This window comes from Clostridium simiarum (assembly GCF_018919175.1).
In the GTDB taxonomy this organism is placed as follows: domain Bacteria; phylum Bacillota; class Clostridia; order Clostridiales; family Clostridiaceae; genus Clostridium_L; species Clostridium_L simiarum.
In genome coordinates, this window is the sequence record NZ_JAHLQL010000001.1 from 1,065,583 (window position 1) to 1,086,303 (window position 20,721).

Annotated in this window: 19 protein-coding genes; 3 read left to right on the forward strand and 16 right to left on the reverse strand. The window is 28.3% G+C overall.

What is annotated here, in order from left to right:
• Nucleotide 1: 1 nt before the first annotated feature.
• Nucleotides 2-1,048, reverse strand: coding sequence for a tRNA 2-selenouridine(34) synthase MnmH (gene mnmH / locus KQI89_RS05115; protein ID WP_216456160.1), 1,047 nt, complete (start codon nt 1,046-1,048; stop codon nt 2-4).
• A gap of 229 nt (nt 1,049-1,277) precedes the next feature.
• Complete coding sequence (locus tag KQI89_RS05120) at nt 1,278-1,745, reverse strand: hypothetical protein (protein WP_216456161.1); 468 nt, start codon at nt 1,743-1,745, stop codon at nt 1,278-1,280.
• A 49-nt stretch (nt 1,746-1,794) separates the two neighbouring features.
• Here KQI89_RS05120 and KQI89_RS05125 point away from each other — a divergent pair, with 49 nt between their 5' ends.
• On the forward strand, nt 1,795-2,085 hold the full coding sequence (locus KQI89_RS05125) for a hypothetical protein (RefSeq protein WP_216456162.1): 291 nt from the start codon (nt 1,795-1,797) through the stop codon (nt 2,083-2,085).
• A gap of 24 nt (nt 2,086-2,109) precedes the next feature.
• Here KQI89_RS05125 and KQI89_RS05130 read toward each other — a convergent pair whose 3' ends face one another.
• The 3 genes from KQI89_RS05130 to KQI89_RS05140 all read right to left on the reverse strand — a co-directional run bounded on the left by KQI89_RS05130 (nt 2,110) and on the right by KQI89_RS05140 (nt 6,593).
• Complete coding sequence (locus tag KQI89_RS05130) at nt 2,110-3,987, reverse strand: sensor domain-containing protein (protein WP_216456163.1); 1,878 nt, start codon at nt 3,985-3,987, stop codon at nt 2,110-2,112.
• Nucleotides 3,988-4,328: 341 nt separating this feature from the next.
• Nucleotides 4,329-4,538 carry an aspartyl-phosphate phosphatase Spo0E family protein gene (locus KQI89_RS05135; protein ID WP_032122063.1) on the reverse strand — a complete coding sequence of 70 codons (210 nt, stop codon included), beginning with the start codon at nt 4,536-4,538 and terminating at the stop codon, nt 4,329-4,331.
• A 237-nt stretch (nt 4,539-4,775) separates the two neighbouring features.
• The gene (locus tag KQI89_RS05140) at nt 4,776-6,593 is read right to left on the reverse strand and encodes a glycerophosphodiester phosphodiesterase (RefSeq protein ID WP_216456164.1); all 1,818 of its coding nucleotides are present in this window, start codon (nt 6,591-6,593) and stop codon (nt 4,776-4,778) included.
• A gap of 144 nt (nt 6,594-6,737) precedes the next feature.
• On the opposite strand from KQI89_RS05140, the gene KQI89_RS05145 reads away from it, so the two are divergent.
• A complete protein-coding gene (locus KQI89_RS05145; RefSeq protein WP_246582954.1) occupies nt 6,738-7,439 on the forward strand; it encodes a TraX family protein in 702 nt (233 codons plus the stop codon).
• 232 nt (nt 7,440-7,671) lie between these two features.
• On the opposite strand, the gene KQI89_RS05150 is transcribed toward KQI89_RS05145, so the two are convergent.
• Nucleotides 7,672-7,935, reverse strand: a complete 264-nt coding sequence (locus KQI89_RS05150; protein ID WP_032122065.1) for a hypothetical protein — start codon at nt 7,933-7,935, stop codon at nt 7,672-7,674.
• Nucleotides 7,936-8,102: 167 nt separating this feature from the next.
• Nucleotides 8,103-8,852 (reverse strand): chitin disaccharide deacetylase, encoded by a 750-nt coding sequence (gene chbG, locus KQI89_RS05155; protein ID WP_216456165.1) that lies wholly within the window; start codon nt 8,850-8,852, stop codon nt 8,103-8,105.
• Nucleotides 8,853-9,129: 277 nt separating this feature from the next.
• On the opposite strand from chbG, the gene KQI89_RS05160 reads away from it, so the two are divergent.
• On the forward strand, nt 9,130-9,381 hold the full coding sequence (locus KQI89_RS05160) for a hypothetical protein (RefSeq protein ID WP_216456166.1): 252 nt from the start codon (nt 9,130-9,132) through the stop codon (nt 9,379-9,381).
• 320 nt (nt 9,382-9,701) lie between these two features.
• On the opposite strand, the gene KQI89_RS05165 is transcribed toward KQI89_RS05160, so the two are convergent.
• The 9 genes from KQI89_RS05165 to nrdG form a co-directional block, all read right to left on the reverse strand.
• Nucleotides 9,702-9,875 (reverse strand): aspartyl-phosphate phosphatase Spo0E family protein, encoded by a 174-nt coding sequence (locus KQI89_RS05165; protein WP_216456167.1) that lies wholly within the window; start codon nt 9,873-9,875, stop codon nt 9,702-9,704.
• Between the two features lie 135 nt (nt 9,876-10,010).
• Nucleotides 10,011-11,369 (reverse strand): MATE family efflux transporter, encoded by a 1,359-nt coding sequence (locus tag KQI89_RS05170; protein WP_216456168.1) that lies wholly within the window; start codon nt 11,367-11,369, stop codon nt 10,011-10,013.
• Nucleotides 11,370-11,683: 314 nt separating this feature from the next.
• Nucleotides 11,684-13,420, reverse strand: coding sequence for a phosphoenolpyruvate carboxykinase (ATP) (locus KQI89_RS05175; RefSeq protein ID WP_216456169.1), 1,737 nt, complete (start codon nt 13,418-13,420; stop codon nt 11,684-11,686).
• A 335-nt stretch (nt 13,421-13,755) separates the two neighbouring features.
• A complete protein-coding gene (locus KQI89_RS05180) occupies nt 13,756-15,105 on the reverse strand; it encodes an ABC transporter substrate-binding protein (RefSeq protein ID WP_216456170.1) in 1,350 nt (449 codons plus the stop codon).
• A 79-nt stretch (nt 15,106-15,184) separates the two neighbouring features.
• Nucleotides 15,185-16,006 (reverse strand): carbohydrate ABC transporter permease, encoded by an 822-nt coding sequence (locus KQI89_RS05185; protein WP_216456171.1) that lies wholly within the window; start codon nt 16,004-16,006, stop codon nt 15,185-15,187.
• Nucleotides 16,006-16,941, reverse strand: a complete 936-nt coding sequence (locus KQI89_RS05190; protein ID WP_216456172.1) for a carbohydrate ABC transporter permease — start codon at nt 16,939-16,941, stop codon at nt 16,006-16,008. The genes KQI89_RS05185 and KQI89_RS05190 overlap by 1 nt, the downstream gene beginning before the upstream one ends.
• Before the next feature lie 400 nt (nt 16,942-17,341).
• Nucleotides 17,342-18,736, reverse strand: a complete 1,395-nt coding sequence (locus KQI89_RS05195; protein ID WP_246582955.1) for an MATE family efflux transporter — start codon at nt 18,734-18,736, stop codon at nt 17,342-17,344.
• Between the two features lie 224 nt (nt 18,737-18,960).
• Nucleotides 18,961-19,983 (reverse strand): N-acetylmuramoyl-L-alanine amidase, encoded by a 1,023-nt coding sequence (locus KQI89_RS05200; RefSeq protein ID WP_216456173.1) that lies wholly within the window; start codon nt 19,981-19,983, stop codon nt 18,961-18,963.
• A gap of 205 nt (nt 19,984-20,188) precedes the next feature.
• Complete coding sequence (gene nrdG / locus KQI89_RS05205; protein ID WP_216456174.1) at nt 20,189-20,698, reverse strand: anaerobic ribonucleoside-triphosphate reductase activating protein; 510 nt, start codon at nt 20,696-20,698, stop codon at nt 20,189-20,191.
• Nucleotides 20,699-20,721 lie beyond the last annotated feature (23 nt).

Here is a 20,721-nt window from a genome sequence, read left to right on the forward strand (position 1 = left end):
TTTACCCCTCCAGCTGTAAATTATCTTCAAACCATTTTTGGAGTTTATTTACTCCATCTTCTATGCTTTCTATATACATTTTTTCCACAAATTCATGTTTTTTCATGGAATTTATATACATAGGATCGTAATATTTTATCATAAGCTCTTCACAGACCTTATCATACTCCCTATTCATTATCATATCTTTATATCTAATTATATTTTTTTCACTTATATGTTTTTTCATGGCTTCTAAATCTTCAATTATTTCCATATCAGCATTATCAGGAGATGTATATTCCCTTAATAAATTTTCTCTTCTAAAAGAGACATCACCTTCTAAATATACATGATACCCTTCATTCATTTTGTTAAAAATGCATTGGGAAATTATTATACGTCCTATCCTCTTACTTTCACCTTCAACAAAAACATACTTGCTTTTTCTAAGACTTAATTCTTCATAAACTAAAGACTCAAACATCTTCTGACTTCTACATTCCCCAAGTCCTACGTTTCCTAAAAGAGATCCTCTGTGATTAGCAGCATACTCTAAATCCAGAACATCAAAACCTTTTTCCCTTAACCTACTTAATATTTCTGTTTTCCCAGTACCTGTTTTTCCATGAATCACTATATATTTTATGTCTTCATTTATTAGAGGTAATTGCTTATTAATAAAATCTCTGTACCCTTTATATCCTCCTTTAAGCTTATAAGAGTTAAATCCCAAAGAATTTATCAAAGAGCTTATACTTCCGCTCCTCATGCCTCCTTTGGCACAAAAAAAAGCCAATCTTTTATGAGGTTTATAAAGAGATACTATTCTATCATATATATAAGGAAGTCTTGCAGAAATAGCTTCTATTCCAATACGTTTTGCTTTTTCTACACTTTCATTAACATAGACATATCCTATTTTTTCTCTTTCCTCATTGGTAAACAAAGGTATATTAACTGCTCCAGGTATGGTAGCTTCATTAAATTCCTTAGGAGATCTTACATCTATTAGTATATATTCTTTTGGATTCTCTAATACTTCATTATATTCAACAAACTTAATCATTTTCCCTCCATAAATTACCAATCTTTTTTTCTAATAGCTAACGGTTTATAGTATAAACCCTAATTAAAATCATGTCAAACTTATGTTCTTATACTATTCTTTGTTAAACACCTTTAACTAAATGACATTTTTTTATTATATCACAACTTTATTTATGCTGTGTACAAAAGTTCTTTACTAAAGAAATAAAAGAAAGAACCTTGAAAAACTTCAAATTCAAGGTTCTTTCTCAACTTGATAAAATTATCCTTAGCTGCAGCTTAAGCTTATTTTTATCTTTTCTTATTACTAAGAGGCTATATTTATAGTTGTCCACTATGTGTCTTATAGCTTCTTTATATTTGTCTTCTACTTCACATACTATCTCTCTATTTTTATTTACAAAATAATATTTTGAATTTATATACTTAAAAACAAGGTTGTCCCATTCTTCTACCTCTTGTACTCTGTTTGGGATTTCAAATACTACTCCTTGATTTTTTAATATTTCAATAAGCATGATATAAGAATTTTCTAAAGACTTATGTTGATTTATCCAAATATCCTTTTCCTGCTCTAATATCACCTTATTATTATTCTCTTTTTCTATAGAATTTAATAGAGTATCCTTATGTTTTTCTAATGACTTTATTTCATCTTTCTTATAATTATTGTATAATCTAATTATCTTAGTTAGCAGGTTATCTAATAAACTCATATTTTTCTCCTTTGCTTTACATAAAAATTACTACAAGGAGGTAATTCTTATGGATAAATTTATTGATATGCTGAAAAATCTAATATCTAACTTAAAAGATTATTTTAAAAACACCATATATAAATTTAAATATAACATAAATAAGCGTAATACCCTAGGAATAATGTATAAAAATATTATAAATGAAAAAAGGAAGGAAATCTCTCCCCTTGAAGAGGAGCTTAAATTGCTAAAGTCACAAAATATCTTAAAAAAAGATGAGATAGAACACTTAAAATACGAAATAGAAAAGAAAACTAAATTACTAAAAAACATTCAAGAGCTTATAGCAAAGCCCTAAAATAAAATTTTACTTTTATTCATATTAGTGCTTTGCTATAAATTTTATAAATTCTTTTTTCTCTAAAGGTGGACTATAGTAGTATCCCTGGATTAATGCACAGTTTATTTCTTTCATAAATTCTAGTTGTTCTACTGTTTCGACTCCTTCAGCTATAACCTTGGTACCTAGTTCTTTAGATAAATTAACTATTATTTTAGAAATAGCACCGTCATCCCCCTTAGGGTAATCCTTTATAAACTCTCTATCTATCTTTATCTTATCTATCTCCATTTTTCTTAAATAACTTAATGAAGAATATCCTGTACCAAAATCATCTAACGCTATGTTTATACCCATTTCTTTTAATTTAATAAGTTTATCATTTATTTCTTCTCTATTTTCAATTATAACACCTTCAGTTATTTCAATTTCCAACATATTAGCTGGTATATTATATCTGTCTACATAACCTTTTACTATTTTGTGTATGTCCTGTGACTTAAATTGTACTGGCGATATATTAATTGATATAGGAACCTTACTTTTTATTGATACCATGTCCTCTTTAATAAATTTACACACACTATCAATTACCCATTCTCCAATTTCTTTTATAAGTCCTGTTTTCTCTGCCACCGATATAAATCTATCTGGTGTTACCGTACCCAACTCTTGATTTTCCCATCTTAAAAGAGCCTCTGCTCCTACTACTTTTTCATTATAAATATCTACCTGTGGTTGATATTTTATATGGAACTCGTTATTTTCTATGGCACGTCTAAGATTATTTTCTATCTTTACCTCATATAAATATCTATCCTTCAAATGATTAGAGTAAAATTTATAATTATAGTTTCCTTGACTTTTAGCAAATTCCATTGCTATTCTACCATTTTGGATAAAGTCTTCTATTGCTTCCTCATTTTCTTTTTTAATTTCTGTAATACCCATAGAAAAACTTATAAAAATCTCTTCATTTTCTATATGTATAGGTTCCTTAAGCTTGTCTATAAGCTTATTAATATAACTTATTAATTGATCTAAATCCAATCTATTTTTTATAACTAATATAAATTCATCCTTATCTGTCCTTGCAGTTACATAAGCATACTTAAATACAGCTATTATTTCCTTGGAAATAGAAACCATTATACTATTTAAACTTTCTGAGCTACAAATAGCATTTAAATCACTATAATTTGCTATATTGATACATATTAAAATTCCTTCTTCTTCTCTACTCATGTCCTCTAGCATATTTATAAGTTGAAAATAATTTGCAAGTCCTGTTACCTCATCAAACCTCTTTAGCTGCTCTATATAAGTCTCTTTCTTTTTAATTTCTGTTACATCCTCAAATATCCCTACATAATTTACACTATTATCCTCCTTATTATTTATAAGGCTTATGGTAAGAAATTTAGGATACAACTCTCCACTCTTTCTTCTATCATATATTTCTCCTGTCCACATACCCTTTTCATTTATATCATTCCACATTTTCTTATAAAACTCTTTTCCGTGGATTCCAGACTTAAAGTAAGAAGGTTTTTTACCTATAACATCTTCTATACTATACCCTGTTATTCTTTGAAAAGCCTTATTAACAACAATTATATTTTGTTTTCCATCTGTAACTAATATAGCTTCTCTAGAATTTTCAAATATATCTGATGCAATTTGAAGTTTATAATTATCTTCTTTTCTTTTAAACATATAAAAACATATAATTAAATTTATTATAATTAAAATAGCAAAATAAATTATGTGCATTACTCTATTACACTCAATAGTAATCATCATTACTAATATAACAAAAACCAATGAAAGGGTAGGAGTATATAATTTTAAAAATTTTTTATAAATTTTATTTTTACTCTTACTTTTTGACTCATTAAAAATATAGTTAATGTCTTTCATGTTGTAACTCTCCTCATTGTAATACCTACAAGGTTTATTATATACCATAAATGGCAAATTTCCATTAACTTTATCATATTAATATTATGAAAACTTTTATATCTAACATTTAATTAAGTGATTCTTAGAGTAAGGTTTTATTTTAAGTGAATTATTTACTATAGAAATAATGACTTTTTAAGATTACTAAAACAAACTTTTTTATATAATGTAATCAAACTTGCAGCTTTAAAGAAAGATAAATTATAGAACTGATTAATAAATTACTATAACTATAGTTTTCACAAAAATTTCATACTAAGGTGTGAGTATGACTTTCAAAATATATAGTATATATAATTTTAAATTATATGGGTTGTTACAATATTTAAATACTTATTATTTAACTTATAATATTCGTTAATAAGTTTATCCATTTCTCTACTAATATTTAATTTTTCATCATAGCTTATTTCATCATTTATAAATGCTTCATTTAAAATTATTCTGAGGCTTTCTATTTTTTTTATTAGAACCATAATATTTTTTTCTAAAATAGAATTATTATACATAATAACACCTCCACAAACTCTTTTATATGTCTACGATTTAAATGATTAAATCCATGTCATTATATAACTTTATTTTATTTTTAGATGAAATAATATAACTTTACTTTTATGTAATTATATCATATATTTTACATATTTATCTATGCACTTTATTAAGATTCTTACAAAACAGTGTTGTGATTATAATTAAAAGGACCTCCCAAGGTAACCCCTTTGAAAGTCCTCTTAATTTTCTCTTTAATTTACGTTTTTCCCTGATAATATATCCTTTGCATCTTCAGGATTATCTGTAATTAATCCATCCACACCAAATGTTAATGCCTCTTTTATATCTTCATCTGTATTTACTGTCCATACCCAAACCTGTCTATTTAATTTATGAGCATTATTAACAAATTTTTCATTAAGTAAAGATTGCTCTATAGAATAAAAGTTCACATCCAAATTACTTAAATCTCCTACCGCTAAATACATTATATACCCAAGCTTTATATCTTTATTTATATTTCTTACTTCCTGTAATATCTCATAATCTAAAGATTGTATATAGCATTGATCCCCCATTTTATAATTTTCTAATATGGAAATAACTTCTTCTGCCAACCTTCTCTTGTCTCCATAAGGTTTTAGCTCAATAAGAAGCTTTATCTTACCCTTGCTTTCTTTAAGCACCTCTTCAAGGGTAGGAATCCTTTGAAATTCATTGCCATTTGAGTAATCATAATTTATATTTATATTTTTAAGTTCTTCATAATCCAAGTCCTTTATATTTTCATTCACTCCAGCTATCCTTTTCAGACTTTTGTCATGGGCTAATACTACTACCCTATCTTTTGTATCTTGTACATCTATCTCCACAAAGTCATAACCTTTCTCTATAGAAAGTTTTATAGATTCCATTGAATTTTCAACAGCGTATTTATTATCTCCCCTATGTGCAGCTATCATAGTACTTTTGGTAAGCAGCATTATATCATCACTAATAAAATATCCCAATGCAGAACTCCCTAATATAAATATGGCTGTAAAAGAGGTAATAATTCTTTTTCTTTTCAGTACAAAACTATAAACTTTGTTATCTATAAATTCTAACTTAGGAAACTCAATTACGGTTACTTCATCTTTTAAATCATCCTCCTGCTCTCTTCTCCTATTGTAGTACAGTCTAGTAATAAAAGTCATATCAAATGGTGCTGCTACTAAAGAAAATATGAAAAATACTTCACTTAAAAATATAATTAAATAATATTCGACTAAATCTAAATCTAAGCCTACCCCTGCGGCTTTAAATAATAAATATATAGATATTAATATGACACCTATTATTAATACAAAAGCTATAAATGCCATTAAGTTAAAAATTATTATACCAAATAGTATCCTCAAACTCTTTTTTTTAGTAAGAATAAAACTCTTTTTAATAGCAGGTCTTATATTTTTATTCTCAATTATTATACAGTGAACTGTAAAAATCATCCTTACAAATAGCCATAATAATAAAATTGAAAAAGCTAAATATAAAAATGTATATAAATAGGATTTGAATATCTCTTCTTCAATAAATTTAGGAATTTTTATACTACTTATAAGTGATGAACTTATATTAAATTCTGAAAAAGGCATTAGAAACAGTAAGTAAAGACTTAATAATAAACTTCCAAACCCTATGATTCTCGGAGTTTTTACTACCGTATTCATCACAGCTCCTGTAATTGATATACTTTTTCCATAATGCCTTTTTTGAGATATTAAAATAAGAACTCCAAATTCTATAAAAACTATAATTGTGGCTAATAGCGTCAATACAATAAGACCTGCCATTCCCTTGGCACTCAATCCTATTTTAAATATTTGAGCATTAGATAAGGAGTATTCTCCTAAGGATTTAATTATTCTATGGAAAATATAGACCATTAATGGCATTAAAACAAAACTTGTAACTACTTTAAAAATACTTTCAAAACACATATATTTTATAAAATCTTTTTTAAAATCCTTATAGCTCTCCCCAGCCAATTTAAAAACACTTTTTTGTTTCACTTTTAAATTCTGCAAAATATCTCCACCCCAACAATAAAATTAATAAAAACTATTCATGATTTTTCTTTAGATTAATTATAACTCTATTTTTTTATTTCTTATCATTATATAGTATACTATATAATAAATACATATTTGTTGTATAGTTTAGGAGGAATTATGAAGATATTAAACAGTTTTCAACTAAAAATAATCATGTGTATATTTATGTTTATGGATCATATGGCTGAATTCATTCCTGGAACTCCCCTATGGTTTAGATATATCGGAAGAGTGGTTGCCCCTATATTCTTCTTTTTACTTATTGAAGGATACTTTCACACTAAGAACAAAACTGCTTATGCTAAAAGGCTTTTTATATTTGCTCTAATTATGTTAATAGGAAATAGACTTTTAGACAGCTTAATTTTTCCTGCTAAAAACATAGGTATACATAATAATATCTTCTTATCTCTATTTTGGGGTGTTATGCTACTAAACAGTATAGAAAAATATAAAATCTCTTATGAAGATAAAAAATCTAACCTAATTTCAATATTATTAATTTCAATATTATCTATGTTTTCTGAAGCTAGCTTTTTAGGTTTAGGTATGGTTCTTATCTTCTATTTTTATAAAGAAAAAATATTAATAAGAGATCTTCTATATATACTCTTATCACTGTCCACCATATTTTTATTTGGAAGCATATCATTAACTTCATTGTTATCAGAAAATTTTCAATGGATGATGGTGTTCTCCCTTTTATTTATTCATATGTATAATGGGAAAAAGGGCTTAGGTTTAAAATATTTTTTCTATATATTTTATCCTATACACATCTGGATATTGTATATAATAAGCTATTATATGTCTAAGTGATAAGTGAACTTATAATAACTTTTATATTTTAACAAGCTAATAAAAAGTTAAAGAGCTGTGCAAAAACCCAAGAATTTTTGCACAGCTTATATATATTTATCCTTGCTACAAACACTAATACCTACAGCCACTCTCTGGAAGATATTAATACAAAATCATAGATCTTATATATCTGCTTAAATTATATATAGCAACTAGTCTCTAAATAAAAATCACTTGACTTTTAATATTATTACTCTTCAATAGTATTTACATAATTCAATACATCTCCTAAACTTTCAGATGTATATATAGAGTCTATACCTCCACCATGATAAAATACCGCAAACTCTGATGGACTTAAATAAAAGATATGATAGTTTCTCTCTCCTACTTTCCTATGACCTAAGCAGCTTTGTTTATCCTCAATTATTTCTTCAATTCTCTTCTCTCCAGCTACTACATTCTTCATATGTTCTAAATCTTTAAAACGCTCATAGAATTCAAATTTATTCATTATTATGTCCCCTTTCAGATACCTAGTATCCAGATAATTATACCATAAACAGATTTCTTAATTCTGTATATCTCATAGTATCACCTTATTATATGTTCTCTTTACCTCTAAAACATTATTCAATATTCCAAGATAGTAACCCTGATTTTTTTAATTATTTGTAATATCTATATCTCCTTAAAACTAATTAATTTTATATTATTTTCCTTAATATAAATTTTAATTTTATCACTGGTTAAAATATCAAATTCTTTTTCTCTGAAATTATTATAACTAGAAATTCTCATTAACTCTTCATCTATATATGCAGGATGACACATTATTTCAAGAGAATCTGCATCTTTGTATCTTAATAATAGTTCCTTAAGAAAAGCTTCATTAACATTATCTTGATAAAACTCCATAGAAAAAGCCTCTGTGGTTTTTACTCCTTTTGATTTATAATACTGTATCATATTATCACTTAGTACCCTTAAAGGTAATTTATATTCTTTTGCTAATTCAATAACTATTTCTGTTAATTCTTTATTATATCCAAAGAAATGATGGTGTCCATCTATGTGACTAGGAGTTATTCCATAAGTATAAAATTTCTCCATTTGAGCTTTCAGCTCTTTTCTTATTTCCTCATAATTAAAATCTTCTAAGTTTCCTATTCTTCTATAAAAATCCCCATTGTCATCCACTAAAGAACTTACTTCTTTTGGGGGTAACACAGGTTTTCCACAGGTTAAAGTCAGATGAATTCCTATGCTATCTATTCCTCTATTCTTTGCTTCCTTCATTCCTTCTTCTAAAAACAATCCATTTACCATAGCTGTAGTATCTGTTACAATACCCTTTGTCATAGCATCTAGTATACCTAATGTAACGCCCTTAGTTAAACCAAAATCATCAGCATTTATTATAAGTTTCATATAAAATCTCCCCCTAAATTACATATTTAAAATAAATTTTTAGCATTTATATCAATTTTATATTTTCACCTCTAACAACCTAACATTTTGTTTCTTTTAATACATTATATCACACTTTTTTTCTATTAATTATTAAAAATAGTATATATTCACTAATTAATTCTATAGATAACTTTAATCAAATATTATTTTTATATAGACTAATATTATATTTAATAAATAGGAATACTAAATATTGATTCTTTACTAAAATGTTGAATAAAAGGAGTGTCTATTTATGGATGAATTTGAAAAGAATATTAAAGAAAAAACTTCTAAGATAAAAAATAATTTTGGAAATGCAAGAGAAGATTTAAATGAAAGATATGGCGGATTTAAAGAAAATTTAACAGAAAAATATGATGATATAAAGCACGAATTTCAAAGTGGCCTTGGAGATTTAAAAGATGATGCAAAAGAGAAATATCATGAAGCTAAAGCTGAGTATTATAAAAGAAAAGGAGATATAAAAGATTCTTTAAGAAAATAGCTTGTAATTTTACAAGCTATTTTCTTAATTTATATAATTCTATATCAATATCTTCTTAGCACCTATTTAAATATTTATAAACTTTAACAATTTATCAAATATCATTGTGCTTTTTATTAGTCTAACCACTATGTTATCTTTTGCTGAAATACTAATATGTTTTTCTAAGTCACTAATAATATCTTCTGTTTTACCCTGAATTTCCTTACATACTTTATTTCATGGGGTAATAGTTTCAATACTATTCTTTTAATTATATTAGATTTCTAAAGCATATACATAGTTATCTTTTAAATTGAACCATACTTCCTATAAAAGTTTTACTTGAATTTTTCTTCTATAAACTCATTGTATTTATTTAATGCAGCATTTAAAACTTTGCTTGCAGCAACAACCTCTGGATCTATTAGATTGCCGTCTTTTTCATTTATTAAATACTCTAACTTTTCTCTTAAGATATCTACATCTTTAAGTAAATCTTCTAATTCAGACATTTAAAACACCTCCTTGATATATAGTTTATCCAAGAGGTGATTTTAATTTCACTTTTTATTTATTTTATAATTATTGCATATAAAAAAATATATTTAATGCCCTGTGATTAAAATCACAGGGCATTAAAGCTTACCTTAAGCAATAACTTTTCTCTGCCAGTTGTCTCTTCTATAAATTAAAAGTCCATATAAGCATACTATCAAATTACTAAAACTCATAGAAAACCATATACCTGATGGTCCTATGTTTGTAAAGTATTTAAATATCAATATCATAGGCAACCTTACAAACCAAAGTCTTCCTATTTCCATAGCCATAGAGTATTTAGTATGTCCTGAGCCTTGGAAAATACCTTGAAACACACTAAAGATCCCCATAAGCGGCGTAGAAACCGCAATATATTTAAGATAATTTATTCCTTGAACTATAACTTCACCATCATCTCTTGACTGTATGAAGAAATTAATTATAGCATCGCTCTGCCACAACAAAATAATACATCCTATTACAGAAAATGAGATGGTAAGTTTTAATGATTTTTTAAAGGCTTCCTTTACCCTATCTATTTGGTTAGATCCTAGATTTTGTCCAACTATAGAGGTTAAAGCGGCACCTACTCCCATAGCAGGTTGCATTATTAAAGAAGTTATTCTATTAACCATACCAAAGGCTGCTATAGTTGCTGTTCCATAAGAAGCTATAAATCCATTAAGAACCATAAAACCTAAAGCTGAACCCGATTGTCCAATTGAAGATGGCAAAGCCACTTTTACAATTTTATTTATTATCTCCTTATCAAATTTAAAATTTTTAAAGCTTGGCTTAATTATAGCTGAAGATCGCATAAGAATAACCATACCAACCAAAGCTAGTAATGCCTTAGATATTAAAGTAGCAATAGCAGCACCAGCTATTCCCATATCAAAGGTAAATATAAATATAGGGTCTAATACTACATTCAGTATTGCACTTATACCACTAAGTATAGTTGGCATTAAGGTATTACCCTGAGAATTCATAATAGAATTAAAGCTAAAAAATAAAAACATAAAGGGCATATCTAAAAAAGTTATTCTTAGATAAATATTGCTATATACTCCAAGCTCCCCAGTACCACCCATAAGTCTAATAACAAAAGGACTTATTATATATCCTAAAATTGCAAAAGCAATAGAGCATATTAAAGATATTACAATAAGCTGACTTGAGTATTTGTTCGCCTCTTCGTATTTTGATGCTCCAACCAATTGAGATAATATAGATGTACCTGCAATAGAAAGTCCTATTCCTATAGAGATAAATAAAAAATTTACTGGCCATACAAAAGAAGTGGCAGCAAATTGAACAGAACCTATTTTACTTACCCAAACTCCATCTGCCAAATTATAAAGTGTTTGAATTAGGTTATTTATCATAATAGGTAAGGATAGTGTGATTATTACTTTGTATAAATCACCATTAAGTATAAGATTTCTTTTTTCTTTTGAATTCATGAAACTCCCCCTAGTGTCATCCTCTTAAAAATATAACAAATAAATTATACCATTTAATCCTCTATTAAAATACAATATTAAATATAATCTGGTACAGTACAGGTGTGAAAAATTATAGTAAAAAGCTTAATATTACTTATAATAATTATTAAAAGACTATGGCCAAACCATAGATTTGGTCATAGTCTTTTACTCATCTGAACTTATAAATACCAGTTTAATTTTGAAGGGGTGTTAGAATCCGTAGTTATAGATTAAAATCTATCCCCTATGAAGAACAATTAAAAAACTCCTTAGTCTTTTAGTATCTAAAATTATTTAGATAAGTTTTTGATAACTTCTAATAATTTTATAGCTGCTTTTTTAGGTCCTTCCTTTTCTTTGCCACTTATACCAAGACCTGTTCTTAGTTGACCTACCTTTACTCCTTTATTAAAGAATTCTTTAAAATATTGTGGAATAAGTTTATCCATCTCCTCTTTCTTTTGAGCAGGTCCAAAGGGGTTTGCAAAGTATGATTTTACAAGTCCTTTTTCTGTAGTGGTACCTTTTGCCATTCTAGCTCCTTCTCTAAACACCTCTATTGATTCCTCTGGAGTATTAAAGAATTCTAACTCTTCTCCATCTTCGTAGTTGTTAGCATATAAAAATAAATCTATTTCATAACCTGAGGTAATCTCTTTATAATTAGCTACAGGCATAACTAATCTTGCATTTATTTTATCCGGATTCATAAATATACTTCTATCTATCTGTTTAAAAGCATATCCCGTATCTAAGTCATCCAGTCTTACAAAGGCTCCTATTTCCGTTCCATAACCTAGTGGCTTACCCTTAGGATTTAGTTTTACCACTCCCATATCATCAAATATTACGGTCATATCACTTATATAATCTTCTCCAAGCTCTCTTAAAGCCTCAAGACTTTCGGACTTTCCAGCTCCACTATCACCCATTATAACTACATTAGCCACCTTATTATCTTTTGTAACTATATTAACCATAGCACCATGCACAGGAAGATTTCCTCTTTTTATCATTATTAAATTATGAAGAGTTAATGTCATTTTTTTCATATAACCAAAATAATCTATATCTTCATGATAGTTTACATATCCTAGCATAATATCATTTTCTTTATCTTCATAGAATACTGTTTTTACCTTTTCCTCATTATCTCTAGCTCCAAACACATAAATCAAGTCCGGCTTTTTATCTCTACATTCTTCCTCTTTTGCTATTTCAAATAGATTACATAAAGTTACTCCATGAGCCATGAAGTCTCTATGAAAATAGATATAAGCTAAAAGACTTCCAACCTTTGCAGGATAACAAAACCAATGATTAACATTTATGGAGCATGATTTAAGTGGATCTTCATCAGTTTTTGTAAACATACCATCTCTTGTATTTTTTTTAGGATAGGTTATAAAAGGAGGATCTAAGACTATAGATTCTATAAAAGGTATATTTGCTAGAACCTCATAGCTTTTTCCATGGGGCCAACTAACATGGTTTAATATAAGCCCTGCATTTCCTCCTGCAGGTAATTGTCTATATATTTTAGGTTTAACCCCTAGAACATTCTCCTCTATTTTTCTATAAGTGTTTAATATAAGTTTTGAAAAATCATTATTAGCGTCTATAAAGTTTACACTTTGAAGACCTTCTCCTATTTTGTTATTTTGAACTATAGTATATCTTTCTATCTTTCTCCAAAAGTTATATAAATCTTCTATAAAGGCTATGAACTTATCTCTATCCTCTAAAAGTTTTTCATATTTTATGTCTATATTTATTATTTCTTCAACTTTTAAAACCATAAGAAATTTAAAAACCTTTATTAAATCTTTACATACTTCTTCATAGTTTTCTAAACTCTTTACTATATACCTATATATGTTGCTTTCCTTTTTCCTGATATTATCTAAGTAATGCTGAAGTACAGTTTTAAAACCATAACTATCTAATAATGATTCTGTGGTATTACAATATTTAGCAGTAAAGTTAATCATAGCTTTTCCGTTACTTAATGAAAATTCTTTTTGCATATCACACCTCAATCTGAAATTTATAATAGTATTTCCTTCATTTAAATCATCTTTTTATAATTATATCACACGTATTTGAATTATTCTTTCTATCAAACTTTCATATTTCAAAAAGTAAACCTTTAAACCTATATTGTAAATAGTATTCTCTTGATTATTTATTACTATCAATAATTCTATCTTTAAATAAACATAAAATTTTTATCCTACACCTAGCCACTGGTTTTTATTCCTTTGATATTGCTTTAAATAAAAAAGATTATTATGTTTAAAAATCTTTAATCTTTTACATAATAATCTTTTAATCTCAAATTATCTATTATACTTTAAAGCTATTACTTATTAGTCTTATTATATTTTTCAATGGCTGCATTTATAGTCTTAGCTGAATTTTCAACGGCTTCTTCTGGACTCATTTTTCCTTGAAGCATACTTTCTATATTGGTCTCTATAGTTTGCCTTGCTTCTGGGAATACACCAAGTAACGCACCTCTTGATTCTAATGGTGATTCATGTAATTGATCTATAGCTGTTTGGAACTGAGGATATTTAGTTAAGGTTTCCTTAAGTTCTGCACTATCATAAGCTTTCTTGGTCACCGGGAAATAGCCTGTACTTTTATTCCAGAAAACTTGTTGCTCTGAAGATACCATAAACTTTACAAATTCAAATGCAGATTTTTGTTTTGCTTCATCTTTCTTATCCATTATCCAAAGAGATCCTCCTCCTATGGAAACTCCTCCTTTATCCCCTTCACTTAACTTAGGAAGAAATGCAGTGCCAACTTCAAAATTACCATTTATACCTTTCATCACAGAATTCAAAACAGAAGTAGAATCTATCATTATAGCAGTTTTTCCAGCTATAAATGCATTTTGTGTATCAGAAGTTTTCCTTCCAAAATTTCCAAAGTTTCCGGAGTCAAATAACTCTTTCCACAGCTTAAACACCTTAACTGCTGATCCATTCTTATCAAAATCTACATTAGTAGCCTTGTCTTTTCTTCCATTTTCGTTGTTTGCATAGGTTTGTCCTTGTTTGGCTATTAATTGTTCCACAAACCACCCGTATATAGCCATAGAATAACCATATTGACTTACTTTTCCATCAGCATCTTTTTTAGTAAGCCTTTGAGAGATTTCTTTAATTTCATCAAAGGTTTTAGGTGGCTTTTCTGGATCTAAACCTGACTCCTTAAAAGCATCCTTGTTATAATATAAAATTGGTGTTGAAGAGTTAAAAGGCATAGAGTATAGCTTATCATTCACAGTGTAATAGCCTAATAAATTTGGTTCAAGACTTGAAATATCAAATTTTTCTGCATCTATAAACTTTTGAATAGGAGTTGCATAGGTACTATCTATCATCCATCTCGTTCCTATATCATAAAGTTGCATAACATCTGGCCCTGCATTCCCTTGTTGAGCACTCTTCATTTTATTAATAGCATCATCATAGGAACCTTGATATTGAGATGTTACCTTTATGTTGCTTTGGGAATTATTAAAGTCTTCTACCATTTTGTTAATGGATTCGCCCCCTACTCCCCCCATAGAATGCCAAAATACAATTTCTGTAGTCTTCCCGCCTGCCGAAGCGCTTGTATCCTTTTCTTTGCTACAACCTACAAATAAAGAGGAAACTAAAGTTGTTAAAATTAAGCTTGCAATAACTTTTTTCTTCAATTATAAAACTCCTTTCTATGAACCATAATTTATAATAAAATGATAATTACAAACATTTATTAAACTAATCAGTAAATGTCTAGCCCTTTACAGCTCCAGAGGTCATACCTTTTATTAGCTGTTTTTGTCCAAGTATAAATATTAATATAGAGGGTAGTAATATCATCACAATACCTGCAAGTATTACTCCATAAGATTGTGACTCAGCAAACTGGAGCATACTTATACCTATTTGTACAGTTCTCTTTTCAGGAGCATTAGTGATTAATAAAGGCCACATATATTGATTCCAAGTGGATAAAAACACATACACACCTAATGCTCCAATAGCTGGTTTTGATATAGGCATAACAACTCTAATCAAAAATTGAAAACTATTGCATCCGTCTATAATGGAAGCCTCTCTAAGTTCCTTTGGAATAGTCATATAAAATTGTCTCATTAAAAATATCCCCATAGCAGAAGTCAAATAAGGCACAATTAGTCCCCTATAGCTATCTAGCCACTGCCAAGAAGTCATGGTTAGATAATTTGCAATTATTATAGCTTCTCCTGGAATCATCATGGTGGAAAGTATAGCTATAAACAAAAACTTTTTACCCTTAAATTCGTAAAAGGCAAAGGAGTAGGCTGCAAGACTAGCCGTGATGATTTGACCTATGGTTACTGTGGTAGCAACTATAAAGCTGTTTAATATAAATCTAAATATAGGCACAGAACTTATAACGCTCTTATAATTAGAAAGTTGAAATGATTCTGGAAATATCTTAGGAGGATATTGAAATATTTCTCCCTGATTCATAAAGCTTAAAAATAAAGCATAAATTAGTGGGAATATAATAATTAAACCTATTAGAACATTTACTATATATAGAATTTTTCTTTGTCTCTTATTAATCATTATTGATAGTGCACTCCCTTCCTCTCATATTTAAACTGAATTAGTGTAATTGTAAGCATTATTAAAAATAAAATTATAGACTGAGTACAAGCCATCTCAAACCTATTGTTAAAAAAGGCTTCTCTGTAAATAGAATGAACTAAAACATTGGTAGCTTGTCCTGGTCCTCCAGCTGTCATCAACTTAACTTGTCCAAAAGATTGGAAAGCGTTAATTACGTTAATAAGTATGACAAAAAACAATGTAGGTGAAACCATAGGTATAGTTATCTTAAACAACCTTTGGAAGAAATTTGCTCCATCTATGGCAGCACTTTCATTTAGCTCTTCTGGTATATTCTTAAGACCTGTAGTAAGGAATATAAAGTTAATTCCTATATTTAGCCAAACCGTTACTATAGCCACAGAAATTAAAGCCCATCTTTCATCTGTAAGCCACCCTATGTTTGTACCTAATATATAGTTCATAAAACCTATAGTGGGATGAAATAACATAGACCATATAATAGCTGCTGGAGCTGATGCAACTGCCATAGGCATAGAAAACATGATTTCGTAAATCCTACTAGCCTTTAATTTTTGATTAGCCAATAAAGCTAAAATAAACCCAACAATAATTGCAGGAATAGCTATCATAGGTACAAATTTAAGAGTTACTTTAAGGCTATTAATAAACTCTGGTGATTTAAAGATATCAACATAGTTTTGAAACCCTACCATCTCTACAAACTTGCCTCTAGCATTAGTCAATGTGAAACTTAAGAATAAGGTTTTAAAAAATGGAAAATAAACAAAAACTCCAAAAATTAAAAGACATGGAATTAAATATAGATAGGGTTCTATTAAAAACTTTTGTTTGGGTTTTACATAAATTAGATCCTTGTGAGTAATATTTTCAGCTACCTTAGAGTTAATAGAATCAATTGAGTCTTGCATAATTAACCTCCTAATACCATTTAAATATTTTCTTATGAAAAGGTACTGGCACTGACTTGATTTAATATTCATTAATTATAGTTATAGCCTATCCTTATGTGTAAGTCACTAAAAGCTTAAGAATATTAACCTAATTTTGTAAATATTAATAATTTTAACTAAATTATAACATATTAAAATAAAGTTTTGAAACATAAAATTACTTTTATTGTAAATTTTATGTTATAGTTTGATTCTTACCATAAGGTTATTCTTATCACAGATTAATCTATAAAATAAAACTAACCTTGATGTGGATTTTGTAACTCCGCATCAAGGTTAGTTAAACTTATAAAAGCCTTTAGAAGGTAAGTTTCTTTAAAAGAGCATTAGCAATGCTAGTAATGGGGCAAATCTTCCATTAAGCACCAACCTGAACCTCTAAATCTTCAACCATATTATTTATCCATTTACCTGATGTAAATCTTTTTATAAGTATAAATACTTTTACTATTTCTTCTATAGAAGAAATAAGCGCAACCATATATACTGGCAGTTTAAAAACAAAGGCTCCCAAGAAAGCCGCCGGTATACCTATTAGCCATAGAGTTATTCCTTGGACTATTACTCCAAATTTAGCATCTCCGCCACCTCTAAGTATTCCTACTATAACCATAGCATTATAGACCTTTATCATCATAAATAAAGCATAGATATATAGTATATATTTAGCATCCTTACTTACTTCAGCAGAAACATTAAACACTGATAATATTAAAGGAGTTGTAGCAAATAAAACTACAGATAATAACATCCCTACCCCAAGTGAAATCATGCATAGCCTTCTAGCATAAAGCTTACCATTCTCTTCATTTCCAGCTCCTATTTCTTTTCCTACAACTACCACAGAGGCATTAGCTAGTCCAAAAGTTATTATCATAAATAAATTAAGTACTGTAGTACATATTTGTATTGCAGCTGAAGCTTTTGTTCCTATTCTTCCATATATAATTGCATAAGTTATATTACCTAAACCCCAGCAAGCTTCATTTAAAACCACTGGAATTACGATATAATAAACGCTTGATATTAGCTTTTTAGAAGCCCCAATAAAGTCCTTTAATCTTGCCGCTAATATACCCTTTGAAATATATATATAAGATAAAAGTACAACACATTCTAAAATTCTTGCTACTAAAGTAGCTAAAGCAGCACCTTTAACTCCCATAGCTGTAAATCCAAGCTTTCCAAATATAAGAATATAATTTAAAACTCCATTAGTTATAAGTCCAACAAGACTAGCTATCATAGGAAGTAATGTATTTTCTATACTTCTAGAAGCTGAAGAAAAGTTAAATGTAATTGTGGTAAATATATAACTTATACAAACTATCCTAAGATATTCACTTCCAATAGCTATAACATTTTTATCTTTATTGAATATAGACATTATACTTTCCGGTGATATTGCAGCTATTATTGTAAATATGAAGGTTACAAGTATTCCACTTATTAATCCTATCCCTAAAACTTTTCTTATATTTTCTTCATCTTTTTTACCCCACAATTGAGCTATAATTACAGAGCAACCTGAACTTATTCCCATAGCAATTAGACTAAATAAAAAATAATACTGATTTGCTATTCCAACAGAAGCAAGCTCTACTTCCCCTACCATACCTATCATTACAGTATCAAGCATATTAAGTGATGATGCAATAAGATACTGCAGAACTATAGGTAAAGCCAAGATAAAGACTCCCTTATAAAAACCTCTATCAGAAAATATTTCTTTAAATCTTGTACTAATGTTCAAATTAACTTCCTCCTTAATATTAAAATTCAAACAAAAAAGATAATCCCCTCTGAGTTTTTTCAAAGTGGATTATCAAACACTTGGCTTTTATAATCATGAATTAAATGACTATAAAAACATACTATTAAATTTAAACATCATTAAAATAACCTAAAAAGTATTATATCAGCATTAATAAATCATGTCAAAATTAATTTCTTATATTAAAGTCTTACTGTATTTAATTAAAACTTAGTAAAATTACCTTTATATTTCACATAGCCGCTTTTTGTATGCTTTCCTAAAGTTGTATCATAGGCTACATGAAGTATTCCATTCCTCCTATATAAAGGCGTGGCTTTTTCATGAGGATTTAAATAACCTATTATCTGGGTGCAAGTAGAATCTTGATATATGGTCTCACTGGTTGATCCATTTTCATATTGGTAGGCATATAAATACTTTATAAGACTTGGTACATTTTTTATATACTCAGTCCTAGTACCATTAGGCGTTGGATATTTAACTAAAACTAATTGTTTTGAGTAACTAATATCAAGCACTTCTATCCCATCACCTATATCTATTCTTCCATCTATTATATTTCCTACTGCATCTCTTACATAAAACCAATCATTAACTACCTTTGCATTAGCTACTATTTCAGTGTTTTCAGGTGGTGTTATATCCACATCTGGCTTCTCAGGAGTAGTGGGTGTTGAAGGGATAGTAAATCCTACTAAAGCACCTACTATAGCATCTGCCATCTTGTTTTTTTCATAGATACTCATGTCTACCTTAGAGTCACAAAAACAACACTCTAAAAGAACACAAGGCATATTAGTATATAAAGGTACATAAAGCTTTCCTACTTTAACTCCCCTATTTACAAAACCTAGTTTTTCTATCTCATTACATAAACTTTTGCCTATAACTTCTGCTAACCCACCTAAGCCACTTATCCAACTTTCAACTCCATTAGCAGTACCATTATAAACATTAAAGTGAATACATAGGTGAAATTTGGATCCACTACTGTTTGCTATTTTAACTCTATAGGCTAGAGAGCCATTAACACTATTAAATTTTACTCCATAGGGTGTACAATCAACTACAGTATATTTTGCACTTTTAAGCTTTGACTTAACTAAAAGCCATACCTCTTTGGTTAAATCATCTTCTTTTCTATATCCCACAGCTCCAACATCTGGACTGCAATTATGACCTGCATCTCCGCTTATTATTGATCCTACTGGTAATATTACCATAAAATCATCTCCCACTTTAAATTTTTAAAAGTTTTTTATATCTATAGTTAATTTTCTATTAACTTATCTTTGGATAAATAATTGTCTCAATGCTATAATATGCAGTAAATATAAATATTCAACTATTATTAATATACAAAAAGGTTAGGCTTAAATCTTATATTAAACCTAACCTTTTTTTAATGATTATGATATTTTTATTTTATTAAATATCTTCTAATACTATGTTGTTTTTAATGAGACTTTCTTTAACATCAATTATTCGCTGATTTTCTGAACCTCTATATTTTAATAATAAATTCTTTTTAGAAATCTCAAATTTTCCATCTATAAGTATATCTATTTCTTCAAGAAATCTTAACCATTCTTCTGTTTTTTTACCTTTATTTAAGATATATTCATAAGTATAACCTGTATATGTGATTATATTATAGCCTAAGGCCTTTGCCTTTTTTGCAAGTTCTCTAAAGGCTTTGGCTTGTTCAAAAGGTTCTCCTCCACTTAATGTTATGCCATCTAATAATGGATTACCTTTCAATTCTTCTATAATATCTTTTACTTCTACAAGTTCCCCACCTTGAAAGGAATGAGTATGTGGATTATGACATCCCTTACAGTTATGTTTGCACCCTTGAGCAAAAACCACAAGCCTTATGCCAGGACCATCTACAATAGATTCTTTTATTATTCCTGCAATTCTTAACTTACTACTCATATATACCCTTCCTTTATAACAAA